Below are 21,750 nucleotides of genomic sequence, written 5' to 3' on the forward strand. Positions count from 1 at the left end.
AGCAAGGCCGATACATCGCCAAGTTCCCTTCGACGGCGTTTCCAGGCATTTCCGAAAATGAATTCGCCAACCTCGCGTTGGCCGCCGCGATCGGCATGGAGGTGCCTGAACGCGAACTTGTCGAGAAGTCCGATTTCGAGGATATTCCCGAAGAATTCAACACACTGTCAGAGGGCAAGGTCCTTCTCGTCAAACGCTTCGATCGCGGCGCTGAGGGCGAGAGGATTCACATCGAGGATTTCGCTCAGGTCTTCGGCGTCTATCCCTCGCATAAATATGAGGGCGCCGCTTATCACGACATAGCCTCGGCCCTTGGCGCGGCCGTCTCGCCTACGGCGGCTCTCGAATTCGTCCGCCGCCTGGCACTGACCGTCATCACCGGCAATGGCGACATGCACCTGAAGAACTGGTCGTTGATCTATCTCAGAAACGGTGACGAGCCGGCGCTTGCACCAATCTACGACGTCCTGTCCACCGTGCCATATATTCCCGCCGACGCCATGGCGCTTTCGCTTGGAGGGGAGCGCTCGTTCAAGGCGCTAGCAGCACCGCGATGGAAGGCATTTGCGAACCGTGCAAGGCTTCCGGAGCCGGCAGTCCTGAAGGCAGTGGTCGAGACCGTCGAACTCGTCAACGAGCACTGGTTGCGTCTACCTGAGCGCGACGTGATCCCGGCAAAGGTGCTCGAGCGGATCGACGAGCATGTGAAGGTGATGACGCCGATACTGAACACCTGCGCCGAGAAGTGAGCCAACCCCATGGCTTGGAGAAGAGGGAGTGACCGCCGGCAGCCCGGCTCGACGGCCAGAGATTCGCGAGTAGAGCATCAATCCTACGTGTGCGGCGGGCGACTTGTGACTGATAAGGTTAGACGAAGATCCGAGGACACTCATCCACGCTTAGCCTTGGCCATGGCGTAACCGACAGCGCCCTCAGACGATTGACCGAACGACACCGCCATCGACCCTCAACCCGGCGCCACTGGTCGCTGACGCCTGCTCTGAGCAGACATAAACGACCATGTTTGCGACTTCTTCGGTCGTCGCAAGGCGATTGATCAGCGTCGTCGGACGCATTGTCTTCAAGAACATCTGCTCCGCCTCATCTTGCGTGATGCCTTGCGACTGCGCCAACTCGTTCATCATATTGGACAGGATTTCGGACCTCGTTGGACCAGGGAGGACCGCGTTGACCGTCACGCCCGTCCCGGCAACCGCTTCCGCGAGCCCCCTGGAGATGGCGAGTTGCGCCGTTTTGGTCATGGCGTAGTCGATCATCTCTTTTGGGACGTTGAGGGCGGACTCGCTGCTGATGAACACGACGCGTCCCCAGCCACGCGCTATCATCTTCGGCACATAGTGGCGCGCGGAGCGGACGCCGCTCATGACGTTGAGTTGGAAGAGGCTCAGCCAGTCGTCGTCAGCAAGCTCGAAGAACGTCTTCGGACGCGCTGTACCCACATTGTTGACCAGGATATCCGCATCCGGCGCCTGCGCGAACAAGGCGTTGGCCCCCTCGGCAGTCTCCAGGTCAGCGGCAACGCCCGTCACATCGCAACCCGGGAAAAGCTCACGAATCTCACGGACCGCCGTGGCGACGCGCTCCTGGCCGCGGCCGTTGATCACAACCGAAGCGCCCGCGCGCACCAGTCCCTCGGCAATTGCGCGACCGATGCCCACCGTGGAGCCCGTTACAATGGCCTTGCGACCTTGGAAGTCGATATTCATGACTTGTCACCTCTAGCTCGTGGTGTGCGAGATATAGACAATGTTCAGATGCCGCATAATTGGCTAAGAATACATAATATTCATTCTTCTGAGGAATGACGTGGACCGCTTTCAGGAATTAAGTGCGTTTATCGCGGTCGTTGAAGCAGGCGGGTTCACAGCTGCCGCCCGGAGAACCGGCGACTCACAACCGGCCGTCAGCAAGGCCGTCGGCGCGCTGGAGAAGCGGCTGGGGGTGTTGCTGTTCAATAGAAGCACGCGAAATGTGAGCCTCACGGACCAAGGGCAACGCTATTATGACCGGACCAAGCTCCTTGTCGGGGAGTTGGATGACGCCGACAGCGAACTGACAAGCAGCACGCTCAACGTTTCCGGCCCAATCAGGATCGCCGTTTCCGCCACCTTTGGTCGCCTTCACATCCTGCCCCTTATCCCCGACCTTCTCTCGCTCAACCCCGGCCTTCAGCTGGATCTCATCCTGTCGGATTCGATGCGAGACATGGTGGAAGACCGGATTGATCTGGCGATCAGGGTGGGGCCAGTCGACGAACCAGACGCGGTCGTCACGCGCGTAGCTCGTACCCCATTGGTGTGCGTTGGATCCCGTCGATACTTCAAGGAACGAGGGGTGCCCGGGACCCCTGCCGAACTCGTGAACCACAACTGCTTGCTTTATAATGGGCTTATAGAGTCCACCAATTGGCCGTTTTGCGGACCAGACGGCGAATTCAGCGTGCCGGTTCGTGGGAATCTTTCATCGAATAGTGTCGAAACGATCCGGTCTGCTGTGCTGGCGGGCATGGGAATCGGTATGTTCGCCAAAGTCTCTCTTGCCGATGACCTGCAGCATCCGGACGTGATTTCGCTTTTCGAAGAATTTCTAGTCGATGTCAGGGATATAAATCTTGTCTGGCCAAAGCGCCGCCTTGTTCCGGCACGCGTGCGCTGGGTGACTGAATTTTTCTCGCAACGGATTCCCGGTCGTATTTAGGTCGGCGCCGGGCGGCGTAACAACCGCGATGGGGTCGTCGTTCTGTGACGTATAAATACAGGGAAACGGCGGGCCGCCTTGGACCAAGAGTTGGAAGGAACAACGATGAAAGGCTGGAAGCTACCCTGGGATGGTGGATGCATGTGCGGTCAGATTCGCTTTCGCATAACCAAGCCGCCTCTGTTGACCATGGCGTGTCATTGCACCGGCTGCCAAAGGCTGACGGCGAGCGCGTACTCTTTGAGTTTTGCAATGCCGAGCGAAGGCTTCACGATCACGCAAGGCGAACTCACGCGTGGTGGTCTTCACGGCATCCACCAGCAGCTCTATTGCCCACACTGCAAGAACTGGGTGTGCACACGCCCGCATGGCCTCGATTGGCTCGTCAACGTCCGTGCGACGATGCTCGACGATCACGGCTGGTATCGGCCGTTTGTCCAGGTTTTCACCGCCGAGAAGCTACCCTGGGCAGTGACGAACGCGGTTCACAGCTTTGAAAGCCAGCCGGATCTCGACGGGTATGCGCCGCTAATCGAGGCGTTCGCCAGGGAGGGCACCCGACCGGGCTGACTGCAACGTGCCCATAGATCGCGTGTCTCTTCGTCCTTATTCCGTGTGCTCGGATCCGGTAAAGCTGGATCGCGCGCTGCTCGAAGAAGTTCGCGCGCGACCAATTCTCGGGCCAAGTCACATGATCGTGCATCGACTACTGCTCCCTCTTGAACAAATCCTGGAAGATGAGCTGGCCCCAAGTGCGGCCGCGTGCGTGTACCAGCGCGCCACCCTCGTTGAGCTTTCCCAGCTTGACGGGTGCGAACCCGAGTTGTTTGGCCAGGGCCGCTACGGGAGCGATCGCGTCCTCGTCGTCGCTCGACAGAAAGACGACCCGGTGCCCGCCCTCGACGATCGGATCGGCAGCCAGGGTGGCCGCAACGAGGTGATTGAAACCTTTCACGAGTTTGGCGCCGGTGAACCCCTTCGCGACGAATGCGGAGGACGGGAGGCCGTCCAGCTCTTCAGGGACAGGAAACGCGTTCATTGCGTCGATGACCGTCTTGCCTTTCCAGTTCGGCAGGGCTTTCGCAACCTCGCGATGCTCCCCGAACGGGACCGCCAAGATGATTGTGTCGGCCTCGAGTGCTTCCTGCAGCGACTTGGCGACGACCGTGGGTCCAATCGCCCGAACCTGCGGCACCAACGCCTCTGGCGGCCGGCGGCTCGCGACGGTCACGTCTATGTTTTTACGGGCAAACGCCTTGGCCAGAGCCTGACCGATATTGCCGAAGCCGATAATTGCGTAGCTCATGTTTATTCTCCTTGGGTTTATCACGCCGTACGGCGCTCCGAACGGTCGAATGGAGCGCCTGGACGGGCGCAGTGCGTCAGAGTTGCGCCAGGCCGCCGTCGACGGCGACTTCGCTGGCGGTCATGAAGCTGCTGTCCGATGACGCGAGAAAGGCGGCCACCGCTCCGATCTCCGCCGGATCGGCCATGCGCTGTAGAGGAGTCATCGAGGCGAAGACCTTCTGGCCCTCCTCGCCTAGCGCTTCCTTAGCGAGTTCGGTTGCCGTCACCCCGGGCGACAGCACGTTTACCCGGATGCCAGTGCCCTTCAGGTCTTCCGCCCAGGTCCGCGCGAGGTTGCGCACTGCCGCCTTGCTCGCGCTGTAGGCGCTGAATGCCGGGGCGCCCGTGGTGCCGGCGCTCGATCCGGTCACGATGATCGAACCGCCCGGGCCCATCAGCGGCAGCGCCTTCTGGACCGTGAAGATCGTACCCTTCACATTGATGTCGAAGGCTTCGTCAATGTGCTCGGCGGTGATCTTGCCGAGCGCAAGCTGGCTTCCCACCCCGGCATTGGCGAAGACGATGTCGAGCGATCCGCGCTCGGCCTTGACCGCCGCGTAGAGCCGGTCCAGGTCGGCCTCATCGGAGACCGAGCCCTTCACCGCCCGGGCATTGGGCCCAAGGTCCGCCACAGCGGCGTCGAGCGCTTCCTGCCGGCGACCGAAGATGAAGACGAAGGCACCCTCTTCGATGAAGCGCTTCGCTGCGGCGAGTCCGATACCGGTAGCGCCGCCCGTGATGACTGCAACCTTACCCTCAAGCTTTCCCATGACTTCTCCTTTCGTGGTGTCGGGAGAGCATCCGCCCCCGAGGACCTCGAAATGGGTCCGCCGGCGTCAGTTGTTGAGTGCGGAAGCGCGCACATCGGTGGTGCGAAAACGATCCGGCTGGACGACTGACGCCAGCCGCGACGATCGGTGTCCGCCGTTCGGAATCGGGGCGCACTCGTCGACACAGGCTATGATGACCGCCCGAACTGCTGTTCGATCTGTTAGACACGGGCTTTGGAAGGCGCACCGCACGGTGCGGAATTACACCATGATCGACTGGGATGACGTTCGCTACTTTCTAGCCATCGCGCGCGCAGGCTCGGTGCGGGCTGCCGGCGAGCGCCTCGGGGTCAATCACTCGACCGTGCTGCGGCGCATTGCCCAACTGGAGGAGCGGCTGGGCGCGCAGATGTTCGAGAAGCTGCCTTCGGGCTACCGCCTGACGGCTGCGGGCGAGGAGGTCCTCGATCTCGCGCACCAGATGGAGGCGTCGTCGCATTTGCTGGAGACGCGCGTCTTCGGTCGCGACCAGAGCGCGCGCGGGCTTTTGCGGGTGACGCTTCCACCTTTCCTCGCCACACACCTGCTCATGCCGGATCTCGCCGACTTCGCGCGTCTGCACCCGGACATCGAGATGGAAATCTCGTCGACCGGCGAGGTGGCAAATCTGACCAACCGAGACGCCGACGTCGCGATCCGCATTGTCGCCAACCGCAAGACCTTGCCGCTCAATCTCCACGGCCTGAAGGGACCGGAGCTGTTCAGCGGCGTCTACATGTCCCGCGATCGACTGGCCGCGTGGCGTGCTGGTGCGCCTGATCCCATCCGGTGGATCGTCATAGACAATCATGGAATTCCGGACTGGGCGCGCGCGGGAGAAGTTCACACCACGGAAGTTCCGTTCAGGAGCCCGGACGCCGAGACGCAGATCGTTGCTGTAAGGCAAGGGATCGGGATGACGAAACTGCCGTGCTTCGTCGGAGATGCCGACCCCCTGCTGGTGAGGGTGCCGGGCACCGACCTGCCCATGCATGGGACGCTCTGGCTTCTCACGCAGGGGGAGACACGCAAGACGAAGCGTGTGCGGCTCTTCACCGAGTTCGTATCCCGCAGGCTCGCCGCCCACGCTCCGCTTCTCTCGGGGCTGTCCGTATCGCGTGACTGACGCCAGGCAGGTCGCCTGCGACGCTTGCCGTAATCCGGTCGGAAGCCGAGCTGCGATCGCTTTATGCGGTGTCGTTCAATCCGCGAATGGCGGGCCGTATCGTGACCGGCGCGAGGGCGGCATGCTGGCGGCAGAGCGATGGGGCGGGACGGCTCGCCGCCCGCCGCGGCGCACACTCATCAGGCCGACGCAGCGATCTCGGCTGCGAAGTCGCGATAGGAGCGCAGCGGGCGACCCAGCATGCCGGTCAGGCGATCAACATCCCCTGCCTCAGGAACCATACCAACCACAAGGAAGCGCTCGGCCATGAGACGCATGTCGAGCGCCATCCAGCTCGGTGCGTAATTTCGGAGGTTTTGCTCGAACGCAGCGGTGTCTTTGCCGCCGTAGTGGATCGTCCGCCCGAGAGCTTCCGACCAGATGGCGGCGACATCGGTGCCGGTCAGCGTGTCGGGACCAACGACATTGATCCGCTCAAGGGGAAGCGGCTCACTTGCCTGCGCACGGCGAACGAGCTCGATGGCTGCGATCTCGCCGAGATCGCGCGCGTCGACCATCGCGATGCCTTTGTCACCGATCGGCATTGGATAGACACCGTGACCGAGCACCACGTCCTTCACCGAATAATCGTTGTTGATGAAGTATGCGGGCCGCAGGATGGTGGCGTTGAAGCCCAACTGCTCCAGCATGCGTTCGACACTGAATTTACCGGCGAAATGCGGCACGTTCACGTAGATGTCGCTGTGAAGCACGGACAGATAGACGATCCGCTCGATCCCGGCCTCACGGGCCAGATTGAGGGCGATCAGCGCCTGGGTAAACTCGTCGGGCACCACGGCGTTGAGCAAGAACAGGGTGGACACGCCCGAGAAGGCCGTGCGCAGCGCATCGACGTCAAGCAGGTCACCTTCGGCGAGGGCAACGGCGGCTGGCAAATTGGCCTTCGAGGGATCGCGGACGAGCGCGCGCACATTGGCGCCGCGCCTGATGAGCTGATCGACGACATTGCGGCCGACGGTTCCGGTCGCACCGGTAACGAGGATAGTCATGTGGTCACTCCTGCTTTTATCAAATCGCTAGCGCTTATTTAGGAGTCCACAAACGCACCGGAAGCTGCCATTTGTAGACACCCCGTCTCACTGGTGGAACACATGGACCTGCTCGCCCTAGCCGACTTCAATCTGGTTGCACGTCATGGTGGATTCGGGCGAGCCGCGCGCGCCACAGGGCGCCCCAAGGCGACGCTCTCGCGGCGCGCCGCAGAACTGGAGAATAGCCTGGGCCTACGCTTGTTCGAGCGCGGAGTGCGTGCCCTGAAGCTCACGCAGGAGGGAAAGGACCTGCATGAGCGAACCAGCCGCTTGCTGACGGAAGTGGAAGAGACTGCCGCAGCGATTGCGTCGGGAGACCGGGAACCGCGTGGAAATTTGCGGATCAGTGCACCATTGCTCTTCTCTCAACTTGCGATGGGTAAGCTGGCGGCAGGCTTCTCGCTCAAATATCCCGACGTTAACCTTGAAGTCACGACCGAGGACCGCGCCGTCGACATGGTCGAAGAAGGGTACGACCTGGCCATTCGCGTCAATCCACGTTCCGATGAAAGCCTGGTGGGACGGGTCTTCATGCGTGATCGGCTTGTGATCGTGGCCAGCCCGCAAGTGGCAAGACCGCCGGACGGAGACGCCGTTCCGGCTGTCGTGCGGAGCTCGGACCAAGGACTGTCGTTGTGGAATATCAAACCGGACACGGGGCCGACGACGATCGCGTTCACCCCGGCGCTCAGCCTGTCGTCGCTCATCATGGTTCGCGATGCGGTCGTCATGGGCGCGGGTGCGGCACGGTTGCCGATATCGCTCGTGAGTCATGATCTGGCCGCCGGCACGCTGGTGCATTGGGGGGACGTAGATGGTCCGGATGCGGCCCTGTGGACACTCTACCCGTCGCGGCGCCTGTTGAATGCCCGCGTTTCCGCCTTCCTCGACCATCTGAGGGAAGCGTTTCCCAAAGGCACTCCCGACGAATTGGCAGCGTTCATTCGGATCTGAAGCCGCCACATTACCTTACTGTCGGCCAACGCCATCACCCATGTCGCATGGTCAGAGTGATCCGATAATGCAAGCGACGACCGCCAGTAGGTGGCTGCTGCAGTCCGATGAACCACAGCAGCCGACGTGTCAGCCCGCCAGCCGCGGATAGTCCGTGTAGCCAGCCGCGCCACCGCCATAGAAGGTGGATGGATCGGGCTCGTTGACGGGCGCGCCCAACCGCAGGCGCTCGACGAAGTCGGGATTGGCCAAAGCCCAACGGCCGATCGAGGTCATGTCCGCCTGGCCCGAGACGATGTCCCGGTCCAGGGCTTCGCGCGTGCGCCCAAGCCGCAGCACCATCAGGATCGTGGGCCAGGCACGGCGGATGTCGGCGAGGAGCTCGTCGCCCCCGCCATACATCAGGTGGAGATAAGCCAGCTTCAGCGGTGCCAGCGCGGCGACCAGTTCGCGATAGAGCGAATGACTCTCCGGACCTTCATCAAGCCCGCCCAATGGCAGGCCTGGCGAAAGGCGGACAGCGGTGCGATCGGCGCCGATCTCATTGGCGACAGCCTGCGCCACTTCGACGGCGAACCGAATGCGGTTAGCGATCGGCCCGCCATAGGCGTCGGTCCGGTGATTGGCGTTCGGCGCAAAGAACTGATGGACGATATAGCCATTGGCGCCGTGTATCTCGACGCCGTCGGCGCCGGCATCGATAGCCAGTCGCGCGGCCCGCCGGAAGTCCTGCACCGTAGCGGCGACTTCCTCAGTCGTCAGCGCGCGCGGCTCGGGGATGGGCTGCATGCCGCTCGCGGTGAACATCTGCTCACCGGGCGCGACCGCCGATGGGGCGACGGGCTGACGGTGATGCGGCGTGTTGTCCGGGTGCGACATGCGGCCGACATGCATGAGCTGCAGGAAGATCTTCGCGCCTTTTGCGTGAACCGCATCGGTGACCTTGCGCCAGCCGGCGACATGTTCGGGCGCATGGATCCCCGGCGTCGCGAAATAGCCCTGGCCATCGGCCGACGGTTGCACACCTTCGGTTATCAGCAGACCCAGCGAGGCACGCTGGGCGTAGTATTCAGCGGCGTGCTCGCCCGGTACGCCGTTGAACTCGGCACGGCTGCGGGTCATCGGCGCCAAGGCCAGGCGGTGGGGCAGGTCCATTTGGCCCACGCGGACCGGATTCCAGATCGTCGTCATGATAAACTCCTTGAAGGTTTGAAAACTTGGTGATCAGCGGGTGAAGTCAGCGACGATCTTGCCGGGTGCGTGGCCGGTTCGATTGCGCTCGATTGCGGAGGCCAGATCATCGAAGCCCACCACGTCGGCGATCGTCGATCGCAGGGCCCCGACGGCGACCTGCTGGGCGATCGCGGTCAGGCGCGCGGTGTCGGGCTTGTTCGATAAGAAGACGCCGCGGCGGTCTGGCGGCGTACGCGATGCGAGGTCCGTAGCGGCGATGCTTACGAGAAGGCCGTCGGGTGACAGGAGTGCCCAGGAGCGGTCCACGACCTCACCGCCGACGAGGTCGACGACGAAATCGATGTCGCGCGCAAGCAGCTCGAAGTTCTGCTGCCGGTAGTCGATCACCTCATCCGCGCCGAGGGCCCGGACATGCGGCAGGCTATTGGTCGAGGCCGTGGCGTAGACGGTCGCTCCGGCCGCCTTGGCGAACTGGACGGCAAAGCCGCCCACGCCGCCGGCCGCGCCATGGATCAGCACCCGCCGTCCGGAGAGGTCGAAATCCGCGGCCTGAATGACATGCCAGGCTGTCATCGCCGCGACCGGAATGGCCGCCGCCTCCACGTCGGACAGTGATGCCGGCGTCAGGACGAGCTTCTCGGCGTTGATGACCAGATGGTCGGCGTAGGCTCCGACGCCACCGAGGGCGGCCATAATCCGATCCCCGGGCTTCACGCCCGTGACGCCGGGGCCGGTCCGAAGCACGACGCCGGCCATTTCGATGCCAAGTGTCGCGGGCAGGGTCAGCTTGAAGCGCTCGCGGAGGTAGCCTTCACGGATTTTCCAGTCGATGCCGTTTACCGCGGCGGCCTTGACCGACACCAAGACCTCGCCCGGACCCGGCTCGGGCGCGGATGCGCTATCGACTGTCAGGGATTCGGGGCCGCCATATGTTTGAAGACGTAAGGCGCGGCCGGGGGCAAGCGGCTCGGATGTGGAAGCCCCGCGCTTGAGATCAGCGGATTGGATCATGTAGGTTCTCCTTCTTGGCAGAAGGTATGCGTTCGAAATCCGAGCCATAAGTCATCGAAATAAGACGGTCTGTCTCGCTGGAGAGACACCCGGATGGCCCTTCCAGCGTCGCCAATTTCGTAATTGTCGCCTTATCCGTCGGTGCTTTTCGGCCAAGCGGAAAAGCGGTCGACCGACGGCGACCTTGTAGCGGCGTGTGATCGGGCTTGAGGAAAGCCTGGGGCTATTCGAACGACGTGACCGCACGCTTGAGCTCACGGATGGCGGCCAGCGCTCTTTGCCGAACAGAAGGCTGGCTCGGCGAACTGCGTGAGATCCAAGTGTAATTCCGCAGCGGCCAAGGTGAGTTGCACGGGGACCGTAGATCAGTGCACCGGTGCTCATCTCTCACTCGGCTATGGGAGGTCTCCTTCTCATAGATCGTGCTGTCGGCGAGCGGGACGATCAAAGGGCGTTCATGCCGCTTGATCTTGCCCGTTCGCATAGGTGTCGAGATTCTGAGGATGGGTGCTGACGGTATTTTTGGCGGCGTTTCCGGTTCGGAGCGGCGGACACCGTCCGGGGTCGCGAGCGAAGCCGTTGACCAGCGCGCCATGGGCACTCAGGTCGCCATCAGTTCGCCCTCAACACGTAGGTGGGGACGCGCCGTAGATCTCACCAGGTTGGGATCATAGAGGCGCGTCGATTTTATCATGAGGCTTTCGTCCGGATCCTGCTGGCTTGGGCGGTCCGAGAAGGCCCCAGCGCCGCAGCGTTCTGAACCAGCGCACGCATATAGCCCAAGGCAAAGGCCTTTCCGGCGTGCCAGGGCGCGTCGCAGGACATCTCCGGCGTGTGGTCGGGAATCATCACGCCGTCATAATTTTCATCGCGCAGGATGCGGACGATCTCGGCCATATCGATATCGCCGTCGTCGACGAAGGTTTCGTGATAGTTCGGAACCTTGCCACGCACATTGCGGAAGTGGATGTAGCCGATGCGTTTGCGTCGTGCGAAGCGCCTGACGTGTCCGTAGATATCGTCGTTGCCAGGCATCTCCTGCAGCGAGCCGAGGCAGAGCTCAAGTCCATTGGACGGCGAATCGAGCATGTCCATCAGCCGGTCGTATTTCTGCGGCCGGTTGACGAGCCGCGCGGTACCACGCAGCGCTTCGGCCGGGGGATCGTCGGGGTGCGCCGCCATCACAATGCCAGCTTCTTCGGCCACCGGTATGATCTCGCGAAGGAAGACGTCGAGCCGCTGCCAAAGCTCGTCGCTGATGACCTTCACCGGCTCGGCATTCGGCCGGCCGGCACGGTAGCGCATGTTCCAGACCACGCCGTCGGGGAGGGGCATATTGGGATCGATGGCAGCGAGATCGAGCCCCACCGACATCGCCTCGCCCCGAGCGAATGGGCCGCGCGACCAGCCCCAGACCCCGGCGATCGAGAAGTTGTAGCCGATACAGGGAATACCGGCACGTCCGGCATCGCGAACAAGGCGCTTCAAGCCTTCGATCTGTTTTGCCCTGTCAGGACCGCCGAGCAGCACGTCCGACCAGAAACGTGGCGAGAAATTCTCGATCGCGGCGATTTCCAGACCGTTGTCGCGCACGGTCTTCACCAGACCGACGAAATCCTCATAATCCCAAAGCTCATCGCTGGAGCAATCGCCCCAACCCTCGGCTTCGCTGCCGGCGGACAGCGAAGGATCGCGGCCGCGAAAATAGTTGGTGAGGTGGGCAACGATGTGGGTGGCGCCTGCCTGGCGGGCAAAGCGGAAATTATCAGGGGTCAGCGACTCCCGGTAAAGGCCAAGGCCGATCTTCATGGTTTTACTTCACGCCGATGCCAGCGGTCAGGCCGCCATCTATTCTGTAGTCCGCGCCGGTGCAGAAGCCGGCCTTCGACGAGCACAGGAAGGCGATCAACTCCGCCACCTCCTCCGGTTCCCCGATGCGGCCAAGCGGATGGGCCGCGCCGAAGCGCCGGTAGGCCTCTTCGACATCGGCATCACTGCCATTGTCGCCGCGTGCGGCCTTCTCGAGTATCGGCGTACGGATCGAGCCTGGGCTGACCGAATTGACCCGGATGCCCGCCGCCGCATAATCGAGCGCCAGCGATCGTGTCAGCGTGTGGATGGCGCCCTTGGTCGTGGCATAGGCGGCGACGTTTTGCTGGCAGGCAAAGCCCTGCACCGAAGCGACGTTGACGATGGCGCCGCCGCCACGCTTGATCATTTCCGGGATGCCGAAATGGGCGGTCAGATAGATTGAACCGACATTGACCGCCATCGCCCGGTTCCAGGTTTCCCAGTCGGTCGTCGTCGCCGTCCCATAGGGATGAACCGCCGCGGAATTGACGATGACATCGATGCCGCCAAACCGCTTGACGCCCGCCGCGACCGCGTCGCGAACCTGGTCGGAAACGGAAACGTCCACCGTCTGCACCAGCGCTTTCGCTCCGGTACTGGCGAGGCTTTCCTGCATGGCGGCATTGGCTGCCGCATCGATGCCGCAGGCGACGATCGCAGCACCTCCCTGCGCCAGACGCTTCGCGGTGGCGAGCGCGATGCCGGTCGTGCCGGTGATCAGCGCGACCTTGTTCTCAAAGTCAGACATGATGCAAATCCTTGGAAGGGTCCGGTAGCGCCGGCGATGTGCGGGCATTTTCGAGGTCGTCGGGGACGAAGCGCAGGCCGGAATCGAGATGCCGGCTCATCAGGTAGCTGTAGGCGATGCGGTCGCGCGCCCGCAAAGCCGCAATGATCTCGCCATGGGCTTGGCGTGTTTCGCTCAGCACCGGCCGGATCGATTTGCCGACGGTCATGATGTGCAGGATGACCGGCGACAGGAACTGATAGGTCTGCACCAGCATGCGGTTGCCGGCGAGCTTCATCAGAGCCAGGTGGAAATCGAAATCGCGCTGCGCGGCTTCCTGGACATCCTTGCTGGCTTCGATCAGGCCGTTGACTTCGTCCAGGGCGTCGAGTTCGGCGGTGCTCGCATTAAGGACGATGTGGTCGCCGATGCCCAATTCGATGATGCGGCGAAACCCCTGTATGTCGTGAAAAGAGGTCCTTGAAATATCCATCTGAGCGGCGAAGAAGTTCTGGATAGCGACATTCTGGCGGTCGGCCAGCACTGCGCCGACACGCGGCTTGGGATCGATCAGTCCGTACGTGCGGATGGTGCGCAGTGCCTCGCGTATCGTGTTGCGGCTGGCGCCGAACAGCTCGCCAAGTTCCCGCTCCGTGGGCAGGACGTCGCCCACGGACATGGCGCGGTTTCGAATGAGGTCGAGGATCTGCCGCACCGTCTGGTCGACGGCCGAACTGCTGACCCCGGCATCGTCCGCCGCTTCTTGATCCAAGGCATTGTTCCTTCTTATTTGTTGGACCAAGGCTAGGCTGAAACGGATAGGAAATCAATCGGCACCCGGCGAAAGGTCGAAAAAGGATCCCGCCATCGGTTAATTCGAGAAGAATTCGGCGTGTTGACAGGTCTGTGGTCCAACAATAATGTCGCCCACCTGACATTGAGGAGGCTTCATGGAACAGTGCTGGCGTTGGTATGGACCGAACGACCCGGTAACACTCGATCATGTCAAGCAGGCGGGTGCGACGGGCGTGGTGACAGCCCTGCATGATATCTACGACGGGCGCGCATGGCCGCTCGATCGCATTCTGGAGCGCAAGCGCATCATCGAGGCGGCAGGGCTGACCTGGTCGGTTGTCGAGAGCATCCCAGTCCACAATTCCTTCAAGATCGGCGCACCGGAACGCGAGCGCTACGCTGGCTTCTATCGCGACAGCATCCGCGCACTTGCCAAGGCCGGCATTGCAACGGTCTGCTACAATTTCATGCCTGTGGTCGACTGGACCCGCACGGATCTGGCCTATCGGCTTCCGACGACGGGTTATGCGTTGCGTTTCGACGCGGTCGATTTCGCGGCCTACGATTTGTTCGTGCTGAAGCGCAGGAACGGCGCGGCAAGCTATACGCCGGCCCGTATCGCCGAGGCGGAAGCGCGGCTGAAGGAATTGGGCGCGGAGAAGATCGACCAGATCGAGCGCAACCTGATCGCTGGCCTGCCGGCGACGGAGCGCAGCTACGACAGGGACAGTTTTCGCGAGGCCCTGGCGGAATACGACGCGATCGGACCGAAGGAGCTGCGCGACAATCTTGCGTGGTTCCTGCGCGAGATCATTCCGGTGGCCGAAGAGGAGGGGGTGCGCATGTGCATCCATCCCGACGACCCGCCCTTCTCGCTCTATGGCCTGCCGCGCATCGTTTCGACCGCCGAGGATGCGCGTTTCATCCTCAACGCCGTCGACAGCCCGGCCAACGGCCTGACGTTCTGCACCGGCTCCTACGGCACGCGCGCCGACAACGACATCGTCGCCATGGTCAAGGAATTCGCCGATCGCATCCATTTCGTCCATCTGCGCAACATCACCATCGAGGATGACGGCTCGTTCTATGAAGCCGAGCATCTCGAGGGCGGCACCGACATGGCGCATGTCATCCTCGCTCTGATGCAGGAGGAGACCCGGCGCCGCAACGAGGGCCGCGCCGACTGGCGCATTCCGATGCGGCCGGACCATGGCCATCTGCTCGCCGACGATATCGGCAAGACCAGGATCAATCCCGGCTATTCGCTGATCGGTCGGCTGAAGGGCCTTGCCGAGTTGCGTGGCATCATGCGCGCCGTGGAGCGCTTCGGTCTGGCTTGAAGCCCGTCAGGAAACAACCCGCAGTTTGCATATGTAAAAGTTACTTGTCTATGTGAAAATAGCTGCTACGAATGCGGGCCGGGCGGACATGCTCGGTTCCAGGGAGGAATTGCCTGAAATGACAAGACTGCGCGGTCTTGCGTGGGATCATCGACGTTGCTGGGGTCCGCTCGACGCCAGCGTGGCGCCGTATTGCGCAGGCAATCCGGGCCTCGAAATCGAATGGGACCGCCGCAGCCTCTATGAATTCGGCGAGGGTACTCTCGGTCCGGTGCTCGGCACTTACGATCTGGTCGTGTTCGACCATCCCTTCATCGGCGACATCGCGAAGGATGAGCTGATGGTGCCGTTCGACGCCTATCTGTCGGCCGAACAAATTCGTTTCTTCGAACACGATTCGGTCGGTGCGTCCTGGCGCTCCTACGCAGGGAACGGACGCCAATGGGCGTTGCCCATCGATGCCGCTTGTCAGGTCGCGTCCTATCGCCCGGATCTCCTGGAGCGTTACGGGCTGGTGCCGCGCACACATGACGAGGTGGTCGAGCTTGGTCGGCGCGCCCGCAAGAACGGCAAGTGGCTCGGCCTGCCGTCGGTCCCGACGGATGCCATGTGCATGCTTCTGACGCTTGTCAGCCCACAGGAGAACGGTGAGCAATTCATTGCCAGGGAGATGGTCGATCAGGCCGTCACTCAATTGCGAGAGCTCGCGGCGCTGTCGCATCCGAACTCATCAAAATGGAACCCGATCCGCTGCTATGACCACATGATCGCGCATGACGACGTGGTCTATGTGCCTTTCGCGTTCGGCTATGTGAACTATGCCTCCAGGACCGACGGGCCGTGTCTGCGCTTTGCCGACGTGTCGACGCCGCACTCCGCCGGAGCCTTGCTCGGCGGTGCCGGTATCGGCGTCAGTGCCCGGTCGAAACACAAGCAGGCCGCGATCGACTACGCGGTGTTCCTGTGCTCGCCCGAGTACCAGCGCGGCAACTATGTGAAGTCGGGCGGACAGCCGGGATCGCTGGCAGCCTGGAAGGATGTCGAGGTCAACCAACTCTGCGGCAATTTCTTCAGCTCGACGCTTGCGACGATCAGCTCGTCCTATCTGCGTCCGACGCATCCTGGCTTCATAGGCTTCTTCCGCGAATCCGCACCGCATGCGGCCGCCGCCATCGCCGGCGACATTTCGGCGGCCGAACTGGCCGACCATGTGAATCGCCTTTACCGCAAAACCAGGCAACCGGAACGGAGCATTGCGTGATGGCCGCCAGCGTTACCGAGACGCTCGACGACAGCGAAAGCGGCCGCAACGGCTATCGTGTGCCCGCGGTAGACAAGGCGCTCGACGTCCTTGAGTTCATGGCGGCCAGCGCCGAAACGCTGACCCAGACCGAGATCGCCGCCGGCCTCGGACGCTCCATTCACGAAATCTACCGCATCCTGCTCCTGCTGGAAAAGCGCGGCTATATCTTTCGCACGCAGTCGGACCGCTTCCGCCTGTCGCTGAAGCTATTCGAACTGGCGCATATGCACCCGCCGGTAAACCGGCTGGTCGAATGCGCGCTGCCGGTGATGCGCGAGCTGACCGCCAATGCCGATCAGAGTTGCCACCTCGTGGTGCGCGAAGGCCAGAACGCGCTGGTGGTGCTGCAGATCGATTCACCGCTGCCGATGCGCTACTCGGTTGCCTTGGGGTCGCATTTCCCGATCCTTGAAACCAGTTCAGGCGCGGTCTTGCTCGCCCATTCGAACCGGGCCGAGCGCGACCGCATTGTCGATCGCATCGTTACCGCCGGCGAAGGACAGGGCACGCGGGCCGAAATCGAGGCACGGCTGAACGAGGTGGCCAGGCTCGGCTACGAGATGCGTGCCTCGTTGGCAGTCGAAGCCTGCACCAACATCTCCATGCCGGTGCGCGATCACACCGGCGCCGTCATCGCCGCACTCACGGTCCCGCTGCTGCCGCAGAAGGCCGCACGGTTCGACCGGCAAACCGTCTTCGAACGCACCCGGGCAGCCGCCGAGAAGATATCGGCGGAGCTCGGCTGGGGGGAATCCAATTCTTCGTTACGTGCCGACCCGGAACGGCGGGACTATCCGTTCAGCGATTAACAAAAGCGATAAACCTGGGAGAAGAAAATGCACTGGTCCAAGTCAATCCTGTTTGCATCCGCGGCCGCGCTGGCCATGAGCGCGGCGGCTGCACATGCCGAGAACATGCCCAAGCGCATCGGGTACGTCACCAATTACGCCACCCATGAATGGTACCAAAACGTCATCAAAGGCATGAAGGCTCACGGGAAGGAACTCGGCATCGAGGTCGAGGTGCAGGACGCCAATCTCGACATATCCAAGCAGGTCGCTGCAGCCGAAGACTTCATAGCCAAGGGCGTCGATGTGCTGATCATCACGCCGGTGAATGAAGAAGGTGTGGTACCGCTGCTGCGCCAGGCCAAAGCCGCCAACATTCCGGTGGTGCTCGAGGGCAATCCGGTCAAGGGCATGACCACGATGGTCGCCATCTGCGACTATGACACCGGCTATTTTTCCGGCGTCGAAGCCGGCAAATATGCCAAGGAAAAGCTCGGCGGCGTTGCCAAGGTGATGAATGTCGGCCTGCCGCTGCTCTCCGCCACGGTGCTGCGCTCGCACGGCTTCATGGACGGGCTGAAGACCGTCATTCCTGACGCGGTCATGGTCCACGACCTTGACGGCGGCGGCAATCCCGACCGCGCTCTCGAAGTGTCTTCGGCGGCACTCGCCAAGAACGCCGACATCAACATCATCTACGGCATCAACGACTCGTCGTCGCTGGGCGGGCTGCAGGCCTGGAAGGCGGCTGGCAAGCCGCAGGATGGCCTGTTGACCGTCGGCACCGGCGGCGAGGGGCTTGCCTTCATCAACGCGATGCAGAACGAGCCGTCGTATCGCATCGAGGCCGCGATGTTCCCGGAAAAAGAAGGCTTTACCGCCATCGATGCAGCGGTGAAACTGTTCAACAACGAGGAAGTGCCGGAGCACATCGTCAGCCCGACCGCGCCGATGAACGGCGAGGACTGGAAGAAGTTCTACGATTATGACGGCACCACCCGCACCATCAAATGGGATGCCGTCAACGCACTGCAGCCGCCGGCAAAGTGCATGAAGACCTCCGCCGACCTGAAGAAATAAAGCCGGCTGACATTGCCCTTCCCGCATTGCGGGAAGGGCGCCTGAACCATAGCGGCCGAATGGATCGAGATGAGCGAGCTTACACACGCCTCCGCGCCGAAGCGCTTTGTCGGTGGCCAGCTGCTGGGCAGCAGCCAGCTTGTGCTGGGTGTCATCCTGGCGGTGCTCTGCATCGCCATCTCGATTGCGGCGCCGCAATTCTATTCGGAGGCCAACATCATCGCCATTCTGCGCCAATGCGCGCTGGTGCTGATCGTAGCCTCGGGCATGACCATGCTCATCATCACCGCCGAGGTCGATCTGTCGGTCGGCGCTTCACTCGCCTTCGTCGGCTGCATCGGCATGGCGGTGCTCAATTCTACACACAGCCTCACGCTTGGCTTGCTGGCGGCGCTTGCCTTTGCCGGCGGGGTCGGCCTGTTCAATGGGCTGGTCGTCACCAGGCTGCGCGTCAACTCGCTGATCGCCACCATCGGCACGATGATGATGCTGCAAGGCGGCGTCTATCTGTTCACGCGCGAGGCGGTGCAGAACCACAATCAGCTCGCGAGCTTCACCGATCTCGGCGCCGGCTACGTCGGCGCGGTGCCGGTCCCCGTCATCCTGGCGGCGCTGATCTTCGTGGTTGCCTATGTGACGCTGCGCTTCACCACGCTCGGCCGCTACCTCTATGCGGTTGGCGCCAATGAAAGGGCGGTGCGCCTGTCCGGCCTTCGGTCCGAGCGCCTCAAGCTGTTTGCCTTCGTCCTCACCGGACTCTGCGTCGGCGTTGCCGGCTTGATCCTATCGTCGCTGATGAATGCCGGCCAGCCGACCGCCGGCCGAGGCTTCGAACTGACCGTCATTGCTGCCGTTATCCTCGGCGGCACCAGCCTGCTCGGCGGCCGTGGATCGCTGTTCGGTACCTTGCTCGGCGTGCTGGTGCTGAAGGTGATCGACAACGGCATCATCATTCTCGGTTGGAACCAGGACCTGCAGATGGTGGTGCCGGGCGTCGTCATCATCCTTGCAACTTATCTCGACATCATCCGGAACAAAGCCAATGTCCGTTGATTTCCTTCACCCTGGCGAAGGCGCGGCCATCGACACCAGCGTGCCGGCGCTCGAACTGCGCGGCATCGACAAGCGCTTCCCCGGCGTCGTGGCGCTCGACAATGTCGACTTCAGCCTGGAGCCCGGCAAGATCCATGCCTTGATGGGCGAGAACGGCGCCGGCAAGTCGACGCTGATCAAGATCATGGCTGGTGTCTACGGCAAGGATGCCGGCACCATCCGCATGCGCGGGCGCGAGGTCGACATCAAGTCGCCGCGCGACAGCTTGAAGGAAGGCATCAAGGTCGTGTTTCAGGAGATCGCGCTGATCTCCGAATTCACCGTTGCCGAGAACATCTTCCTGGAAGGCTATCCGACCGGCAGAGCCGGCTCGATCGACTGGAAGAAGATTCGTGCCGATTCAGCTGCGCTATTCCACCGCATCGGCTTCAACGTCGATCCGGCGGCGCGCACGGGATCGCTGCCGGTCAGCCAGCAGCAGATGGTCGAGATCGCGCGCGCGCTCGCCCATGAAGCCCGCGTCGTGGTGATGGACGAACCGACATCGTCGCTGACGCCCAACGAGGTTTCGCTACTGTTCACAGTCATCCGCCGGCTGGCCAGCCTTGGCATCGCGGTGGTCTATGTCAGCCACAAGCTCGACGAGGTGTTCGAGATCGCCGACACGGTGACCGTGCTGCGTGATGGGCGCCACATCTCGACCAGGCCGATCGGCGAGCACACCAACGACACGCTGATCCAGGACATGATCGGCCGGCGCATCGACAATCTGTTTCCCCGCCAGCGTGGCGCGGCGGGCAGCAAGGTCGCGCTGTCGGTGGAGAACCTCAGCACGGCGAAGAAGCTGACCGACGTCTCCTTCGAGGCACGAGCCGGCGAGGTGCTCGGCTTCTTCGGGTTGATGGGCGCGGGCCGCACCGAACTCGCCAAGGCGATCGTAGGCTATGACCCGATCACTGCGGGCACGGTCACCGTCGACGGCAGCCGGCTCGTGCCGCATGACACGCGCACCGGCGTCAAGCTCGGCATTGGTCTGCTCACCGAAGACCGCAAGAGCGAAGGGCTGATGGGCGAACTGCCTGTCTACCAGAATGCCAGCCTGGCTTCGCTCGGTGCTTTCGCCCGCCTGGGGTTCGTCGACAAGGCGAAGGAACACAAGGCGGTGCAGGACTATGTCGACCGTTTCCGCATCAAGACGCCCAGCCTGTTCCAGCAGGTGAAGAACCTGTCGGGCGGCAATCAGCAGAAAGTGCTGATCGCGCGTTGGCTCATGCGGGGCCTGAAAGTGATCGTCGTCGACGAGCCGACGCGCGGCATCGATGTCGGTGCCAAGTCGGAAATCTTCGCGCTGATCGACCGGCTCGCCGGCGAGGGCCTGGCGGTGGTCATGATGACGTCCGAGATGCCGGAGCTGCTCGGACTTGCGGATCGGATCGCGGTGATGTGCGAAGGCCGCCTGACCGTGGTCATGTCGCGCGAGGAAGCCACGCAGGAGAAGATCCTCAATGCGGCGATCGGGTAGATGATGACATCCAGCGATCAGCCCCGCCTCGAAGGGAGCACTCGATGAGCTTTGCAGCCACGGCCTCCGCAAAGGCCCAACCATCCATGTTAGTGCGGCTCGTCGCCCGGCAGGAACTGGCGCTGCTCGCCTGCCTTGTCCTGGTGTTGGCGTTCTTTTCCGTCACGGTCGAGAATTTCTTCTCCGTGCGCAATTTGACCAACGTGCTTGGCCAGGCGTCGCTGCCGCTGATCGCCGGGATTGGCTGCGCCATCGTGTTCATTTCCGGCGAGGTCGACATCTCGATCGGCTCTCTGCTCGCGACCATTGCGTTGCCGCTGATCATCATCATGAACGACACCAATTCGCTGTGGCTCGGCATCAGTGGCGCGCTGCTGTTCGGGCTGATCATCGGCGTGGTGAACGGCTATCTCACCGCCTATGCCGGCATCAACTCGCTGATCGTGACGCTGGGCACGATGTTCATCATGCGTGGCGGCGTTTATCTCTATACCGGCCAGCGCGCCATCCCGGACGATGCCAGCCTCGACAGCTTCATCGCTCTGTCGGATGGCCGCCTGTTCAACACCATCCCCTATTCGGCTGTCATCGCGATCGTCCTGCTCGCGGCCTTCGCCTACATGATGCAGCATCGGCCGTTCGGGCGGCAGATCTATGCCGTCGGTGGGAATCAGGAAGTGGCGCGGCTGGCTGGCTATGATGTGCGGCGCGTCAAGTTCATCTGCTTCATCATCAGCTCACTGCTGGCGACAATTGCGGGCATTATTCTCGCCGCGCGCGTCGGCTCGGCGCAGCATACGGCGGGGCTCAATTTCGAATTCCAGGTCGTTGCCGCGACGGTGCTCGGTGGGGTCAGCCTTGCCGGCGGCATTGGCAGCCTGACAGGCATGGCGCTGGGCGTGCTGATCCTGCAGTTCCTGTCCAACGGCCTGCGCGGCCTCGGCCTGCCGACCGAATGGCAACTGGTCATCACCGGCATGATCATCATCGCCGCGGTCGCCTTCGACGAAGCGAAACGCCGGCGCGCGAATGGAGGCTGAC

General features: G+C 62.4%; 21 protein-coding genes. 12 read left to right on the top strand and 9 right to left on the bottom strand.

The features are described 5' to 3' along the window. The coding region (locus NKH57_RS21425; RefSeq protein ID WP_352947006.1) for a type II toxin-antitoxin system HipA family toxin at window positions 1-749 on the top strand (749 nt) is incomplete at its 5' end. Between the two features lie 183 nt (window positions 750-932). Here the strand turns inward: NKH57_RS21425 and NKH57_RS21430 are convergent. Continuing rightward, window positions 933-1,727 (bottom strand): SDR family NAD(P)-dependent oxidoreductase, encoded by a 795-nt coding sequence (locus NKH57_RS21430; RefSeq protein ID WP_352726294.1) that lies wholly within the window; start codon window positions 1,725-1,727, stop codon window positions 933-935. A gap of 100 nt (window positions 1,728-1,827) precedes the next feature. Between NKH57_RS21430 and NKH57_RS21435 the strand changes: the two genes are divergently transcribed. Further along, window positions 1,828-2,718 (top strand): LysR family transcriptional regulator, encoded by an 891-nt coding sequence (locus tag NKH57_RS21435; RefSeq protein ID WP_352726292.1) that lies wholly within the window; start codon window positions 1,828-1,830, stop codon window positions 2,716-2,718. Between the two features lie 105 nt (window positions 2,719-2,823). Continuing rightward, complete coding sequence (locus NKH57_RS21440) at window positions 2,824-3,288, top strand: GFA family protein (RefSeq protein WP_352726290.1); 465 nt, start codon at window positions 2,824-2,826, stop codon at window positions 3,286-3,288. Between the two features lie 136 nt (window positions 3,289-3,424). On the opposite strand, the gene NKH57_RS21445 is transcribed toward NKH57_RS21440, so the two are convergent. Together NKH57_RS21445 and NKH57_RS21450 are read right to left on the bottom strand one after the other, a co-directional pair. Beyond that, a complete protein-coding gene (locus NKH57_RS21445; protein ID WP_352947010.1) occupies window positions 3,425-4,024 on the bottom strand; it encodes an NADPH-dependent F420 reductase in 600 nt (199 codons plus the stop codon). Window positions 4,025-4,100: 76 nt separating this feature from the next. Beyond that, window positions 4,101-4,835, bottom strand: coding sequence for an SDR family NAD(P)-dependent oxidoreductase (locus tag NKH57_RS21450; protein WP_352947013.1), 735 nt, complete (start codon window positions 4,833-4,835; stop codon window positions 4,101-4,103). A gap of 268 nt (window positions 4,836-5,103) precedes the next feature. On the opposite strand from NKH57_RS21450, the gene NKH57_RS21455 reads away from it, so the two are divergent. Further along, window positions 5,104-6,000, top strand: a complete 897-nt coding sequence (locus NKH57_RS21455; RefSeq protein ID WP_352947016.1) for a LysR family transcriptional regulator — start codon at window positions 5,104-5,106, stop codon at window positions 5,998-6,000. A gap of 179 nt (window positions 6,001-6,179) precedes the next feature. Here NKH57_RS21455 and NKH57_RS21460 read toward each other — a convergent pair whose 3' ends face one another. After that, complete coding sequence (locus tag NKH57_RS21460) at window positions 6,180-7,049, bottom strand: NmrA/HSCARG family protein (protein ID WP_352600749.1); 870 nt, start codon at window positions 7,047-7,049, stop codon at window positions 6,180-6,182. Window positions 7,050-7,151: 102 nt separating this feature from the next. On the opposite strand from NKH57_RS21460, the gene NKH57_RS21465 reads away from it, so the two are divergent. Further along, window positions 7,152-8,045 carry a LysR family transcriptional regulator gene (locus tag NKH57_RS21465; RefSeq protein ID WP_352947019.1) on the top strand — a complete coding sequence of 298 codons (894 nt, stop codon included), beginning with the start codon at window positions 7,152-7,154 and terminating at the stop codon, window positions 8,043-8,045. A gap of 129 nt (window positions 8,046-8,174) precedes the next feature. Here the strand turns inward: NKH57_RS21465 and NKH57_RS21470 are convergent, their stop codons facing one another. The 5 genes from NKH57_RS21470 to NKH57_RS21490 form a co-directional block, all read right to left on the bottom strand. After that, entirely contained in the window at window positions 8,175-9,236 is a 1,062-nt protein-coding gene (locus tag NKH57_RS21470) for an alkene reductase (protein ID WP_352947022.1), read from the bottom strand. Between the two features lie 33 nt (window positions 9,237-9,269). Beyond that, a complete protein-coding gene (locus NKH57_RS21475; RefSeq protein WP_352947025.1) occupies window positions 9,270-10,250 on the bottom strand; it encodes an NADP-dependent oxidoreductase in 981 nt (326 codons plus the stop codon). 690 nt (window positions 10,251-10,940) lie between these two features. Continuing rightward, on the bottom strand, window positions 10,941-12,059 hold the full coding sequence (locus NKH57_RS21480) for a mannonate dehydratase (protein WP_352947028.1): 1,119 nt from the start codon (window positions 12,057-12,059) through the stop codon (window positions 10,941-10,943). 4 nt (window positions 12,060-12,063) lie between these two features. After that, entirely contained in the window at window positions 12,064-12,849 is a 786-nt protein-coding gene (locus NKH57_RS21485; RefSeq protein WP_352947031.1) for an SDR family NAD(P)-dependent oxidoreductase, read from the bottom strand. Beyond that, entirely contained in the window at window positions 12,842-13,600 is a 759-nt protein-coding gene (locus NKH57_RS21490; RefSeq protein ID WP_352726272.1) for a FadR/GntR family transcriptional regulator, read from the bottom strand. The genes NKH57_RS21485 and NKH57_RS21490 overlap by 8 nt, the downstream gene beginning before the upstream one ends. Window positions 13,601-13,778: 178 nt before the next feature. Here NKH57_RS21490 and uxuA point away from each other — a divergent pair, with 178 nt between their 5' ends. The 7 genes from uxuA to NKH57_RS21525 all read left to right on the top strand — a co-directional run bounded on the left by uxuA (window position 13,779) and on the right by NKH57_RS21525 (window position 21,749). Next, window positions 13,779-14,963: a mannonate dehydratase gene (gene uxuA / locus NKH57_RS21495; RefSeq protein WP_352947034.1), complete on the top strand. Its 1,185-nt coding sequence runs from the start codon at window positions 13,779-13,781 to the stop codon at window positions 14,961-14,963. A gap of 118 nt (window positions 14,964-15,081) precedes the next feature. Further along, a complete protein-coding gene (locus tag NKH57_RS21500; RefSeq protein WP_352947037.1) occupies window positions 15,082-16,224 on the top strand; it encodes an ABC transporter substrate-binding protein in 1,143 nt (380 codons plus the stop codon). Continuing rightward, complete coding sequence (locus NKH57_RS21505) at window positions 16,224-17,075, top strand: IclR family transcriptional regulator (RefSeq protein WP_352830887.1); 852 nt, start codon at window positions 16,224-16,226, stop codon at window positions 17,073-17,075. The genes NKH57_RS21500 and NKH57_RS21505 overlap by 1 nt, the downstream gene beginning before the upstream one ends. Before the next feature lie 27 nt (window positions 17,076-17,102). Continuing rightward, on the top strand, window positions 17,103-18,134 hold the full coding sequence (locus tag NKH57_RS21510; protein ID WP_352600729.1) for a sugar ABC transporter substrate-binding protein: 1,032 nt from the start codon (window positions 17,103-17,105) through the stop codon (window positions 18,132-18,134). A 69-nt stretch (window positions 18,135-18,203) separates the two neighbouring features. Further along, on the top strand, window positions 18,204-19,187 hold the full coding sequence (locus NKH57_RS21515) for an ABC transporter permease (protein ID WP_352947041.1): 984 nt from the start codon (window positions 18,204-18,206) through the stop codon (window positions 19,185-19,187). Beyond that, entirely contained in the window at window positions 19,177-20,709 is a 1,533-nt protein-coding gene (locus tag NKH57_RS21520; protein WP_352947044.1) for a sugar ABC transporter ATP-binding protein, read from the top strand. Before NKH57_RS21515 ends, NKH57_RS21520 begins: the two co-directional genes overlap by 11 nt. A gap of 44 nt (window positions 20,710-20,753) precedes the next feature. Beyond that, window positions 20,754-21,749 (top strand): ABC transporter permease, encoded by a 996-nt coding sequence (locus tag NKH57_RS21525; RefSeq protein WP_352947047.1) that lies wholly within the window; start codon window positions 20,754-20,756, stop codon window positions 21,747-21,749. Window position 21,750: the final 1 nt, after the last annotated feature.

Source organism: Mesorhizobium sp. M1050 (assembly GCF_040318715.1).
Taxonomy (GTDB): Bacteria; Pseudomonadota; Alphaproteobacteria; order Rhizobiales; family Rhizobiaceae; genus Mesorhizobium.

What these genes read in the sequence shown, in the direction of transcription:
- NKH57_RS21520 (WP_352947044.1), top strand. Translation starts at nt 19,177, where the DNA reads ATGTCCGTTGATTTCCTTCACCCTGGCGAAGGCGCGGCCATCGACACC.
- NKH57_RS21525 (WP_352947047.1), top strand. Translation starts at nt 20,754, where the DNA reads ATGAGCTTTGCAGCCACGGCCTCCGCAAAGGCCCAACCATCCATGTTA.
- NKH57_RS21470 (WP_352947022.1), bottom strand. Translation starts at nt 9,236, where the DNA reads ATGACGACGATCTGGAATCCGGTCCGCGTGGGCCAAATGGACCTGCCC.
- NKH57_RS21455 (WP_352947016.1), top strand. Translation starts at nt 5,104, where the DNA reads ATGATCGACTGGGATGACGTTCGCTACTTTCTAGCCATCGCGCGCGCA.
- NKH57_RS21430 (WP_352726294.1), bottom strand. Translation starts at nt 1,727, where the DNA reads ATGAATATCGACTTCCAAGGTCGCAAGGCCATTGTAACGGGCTCCACG.
- NKH57_RS21445 (WP_352947010.1), bottom strand. Translation starts at nt 4,024, where the DNA reads ATGAGCTACGCAATTATCGGCTTCGGCAATATCGGTCAGGCTCTGGCC.
- NKH57_RS21510 (WP_352600729.1), top strand. Translation starts at nt 17,103, where the DNA reads ATGCACTGGTCCAAGTCAATCCTGTTTGCATCCGCGGCCGCGCTGGCC.
- NKH57_RS21460 (WP_352600749.1), bottom strand. Translation starts at nt 7,049, where the DNA reads ATGACTATCCTCGTTACCGGTGCGACCGGAACCGTCGGCCGCAATGTC.
- NKH57_RS21485 (WP_352947031.1), bottom strand. Translation starts at nt 12,849, where the DNA reads ATGTCTGACTTTGAGAACAAGGTCGCGCTGATCACCGGCACGACCGGC.
- NKH57_RS21465 (WP_352947019.1), top strand. Translation starts at nt 7,152, where the DNA reads ATGGACCTGCTCGCCCTAGCCGACTTCAATCTGGTTGCACGTCATGGT.
- NKH57_RS21450 (WP_352947013.1), bottom strand. Translation starts at nt 4,835, where the DNA reads ATGGGAAAGCTTGAGGGTAAGGTTGCAGTCATCACGGGCGGCGCTACC.
- NKH57_RS21500 (WP_352947037.1), top strand. Translation starts at nt 15,082, where the DNA reads ATGACAAGACTGCGCGGTCTTGCGTGGGATCATCGACGTTGCTGGGGT.
- NKH57_RS21440 (WP_352726290.1), top strand. Translation starts at nt 2,824, where the DNA reads ATGAAAGGCTGGAAGCTACCCTGGGATGGTGGATGCATGTGCGGTCAG.
- NKH57_RS21475 (WP_352947025.1), bottom strand. Translation starts at nt 10,250, where the DNA reads ATGATCCAATCCGCTGATCTCAAGCGCGGGGCTTCCACATCCGAGCCG.
- uxuA (WP_352947034.1), top strand. Translation starts at nt 13,779, where the DNA reads ATGGAACAGTGCTGGCGTTGGTATGGACCGAACGACCCGGTAACACTC.
- NKH57_RS21515 (WP_352947041.1), top strand. Translation starts at nt 18,204, where the DNA reads ATGAGCGAGCTTACACACGCCTCCGCGCCGAAGCGCTTTGTCGGTGGC.
- NKH57_RS21480 (WP_352947028.1), bottom strand. Translation starts at nt 12,059, where the DNA reads ATGAAGATCGGCCTTGGCCTTTACCGGGAGTCGCTGACCCCTGATAAT.
- NKH57_RS21505 (WP_352830887.1), top strand. Translation starts at nt 16,224, where the DNA reads ATGGCCGCCAGCGTTACCGAGACGCTCGACGACAGCGAAAGCGGCCGC.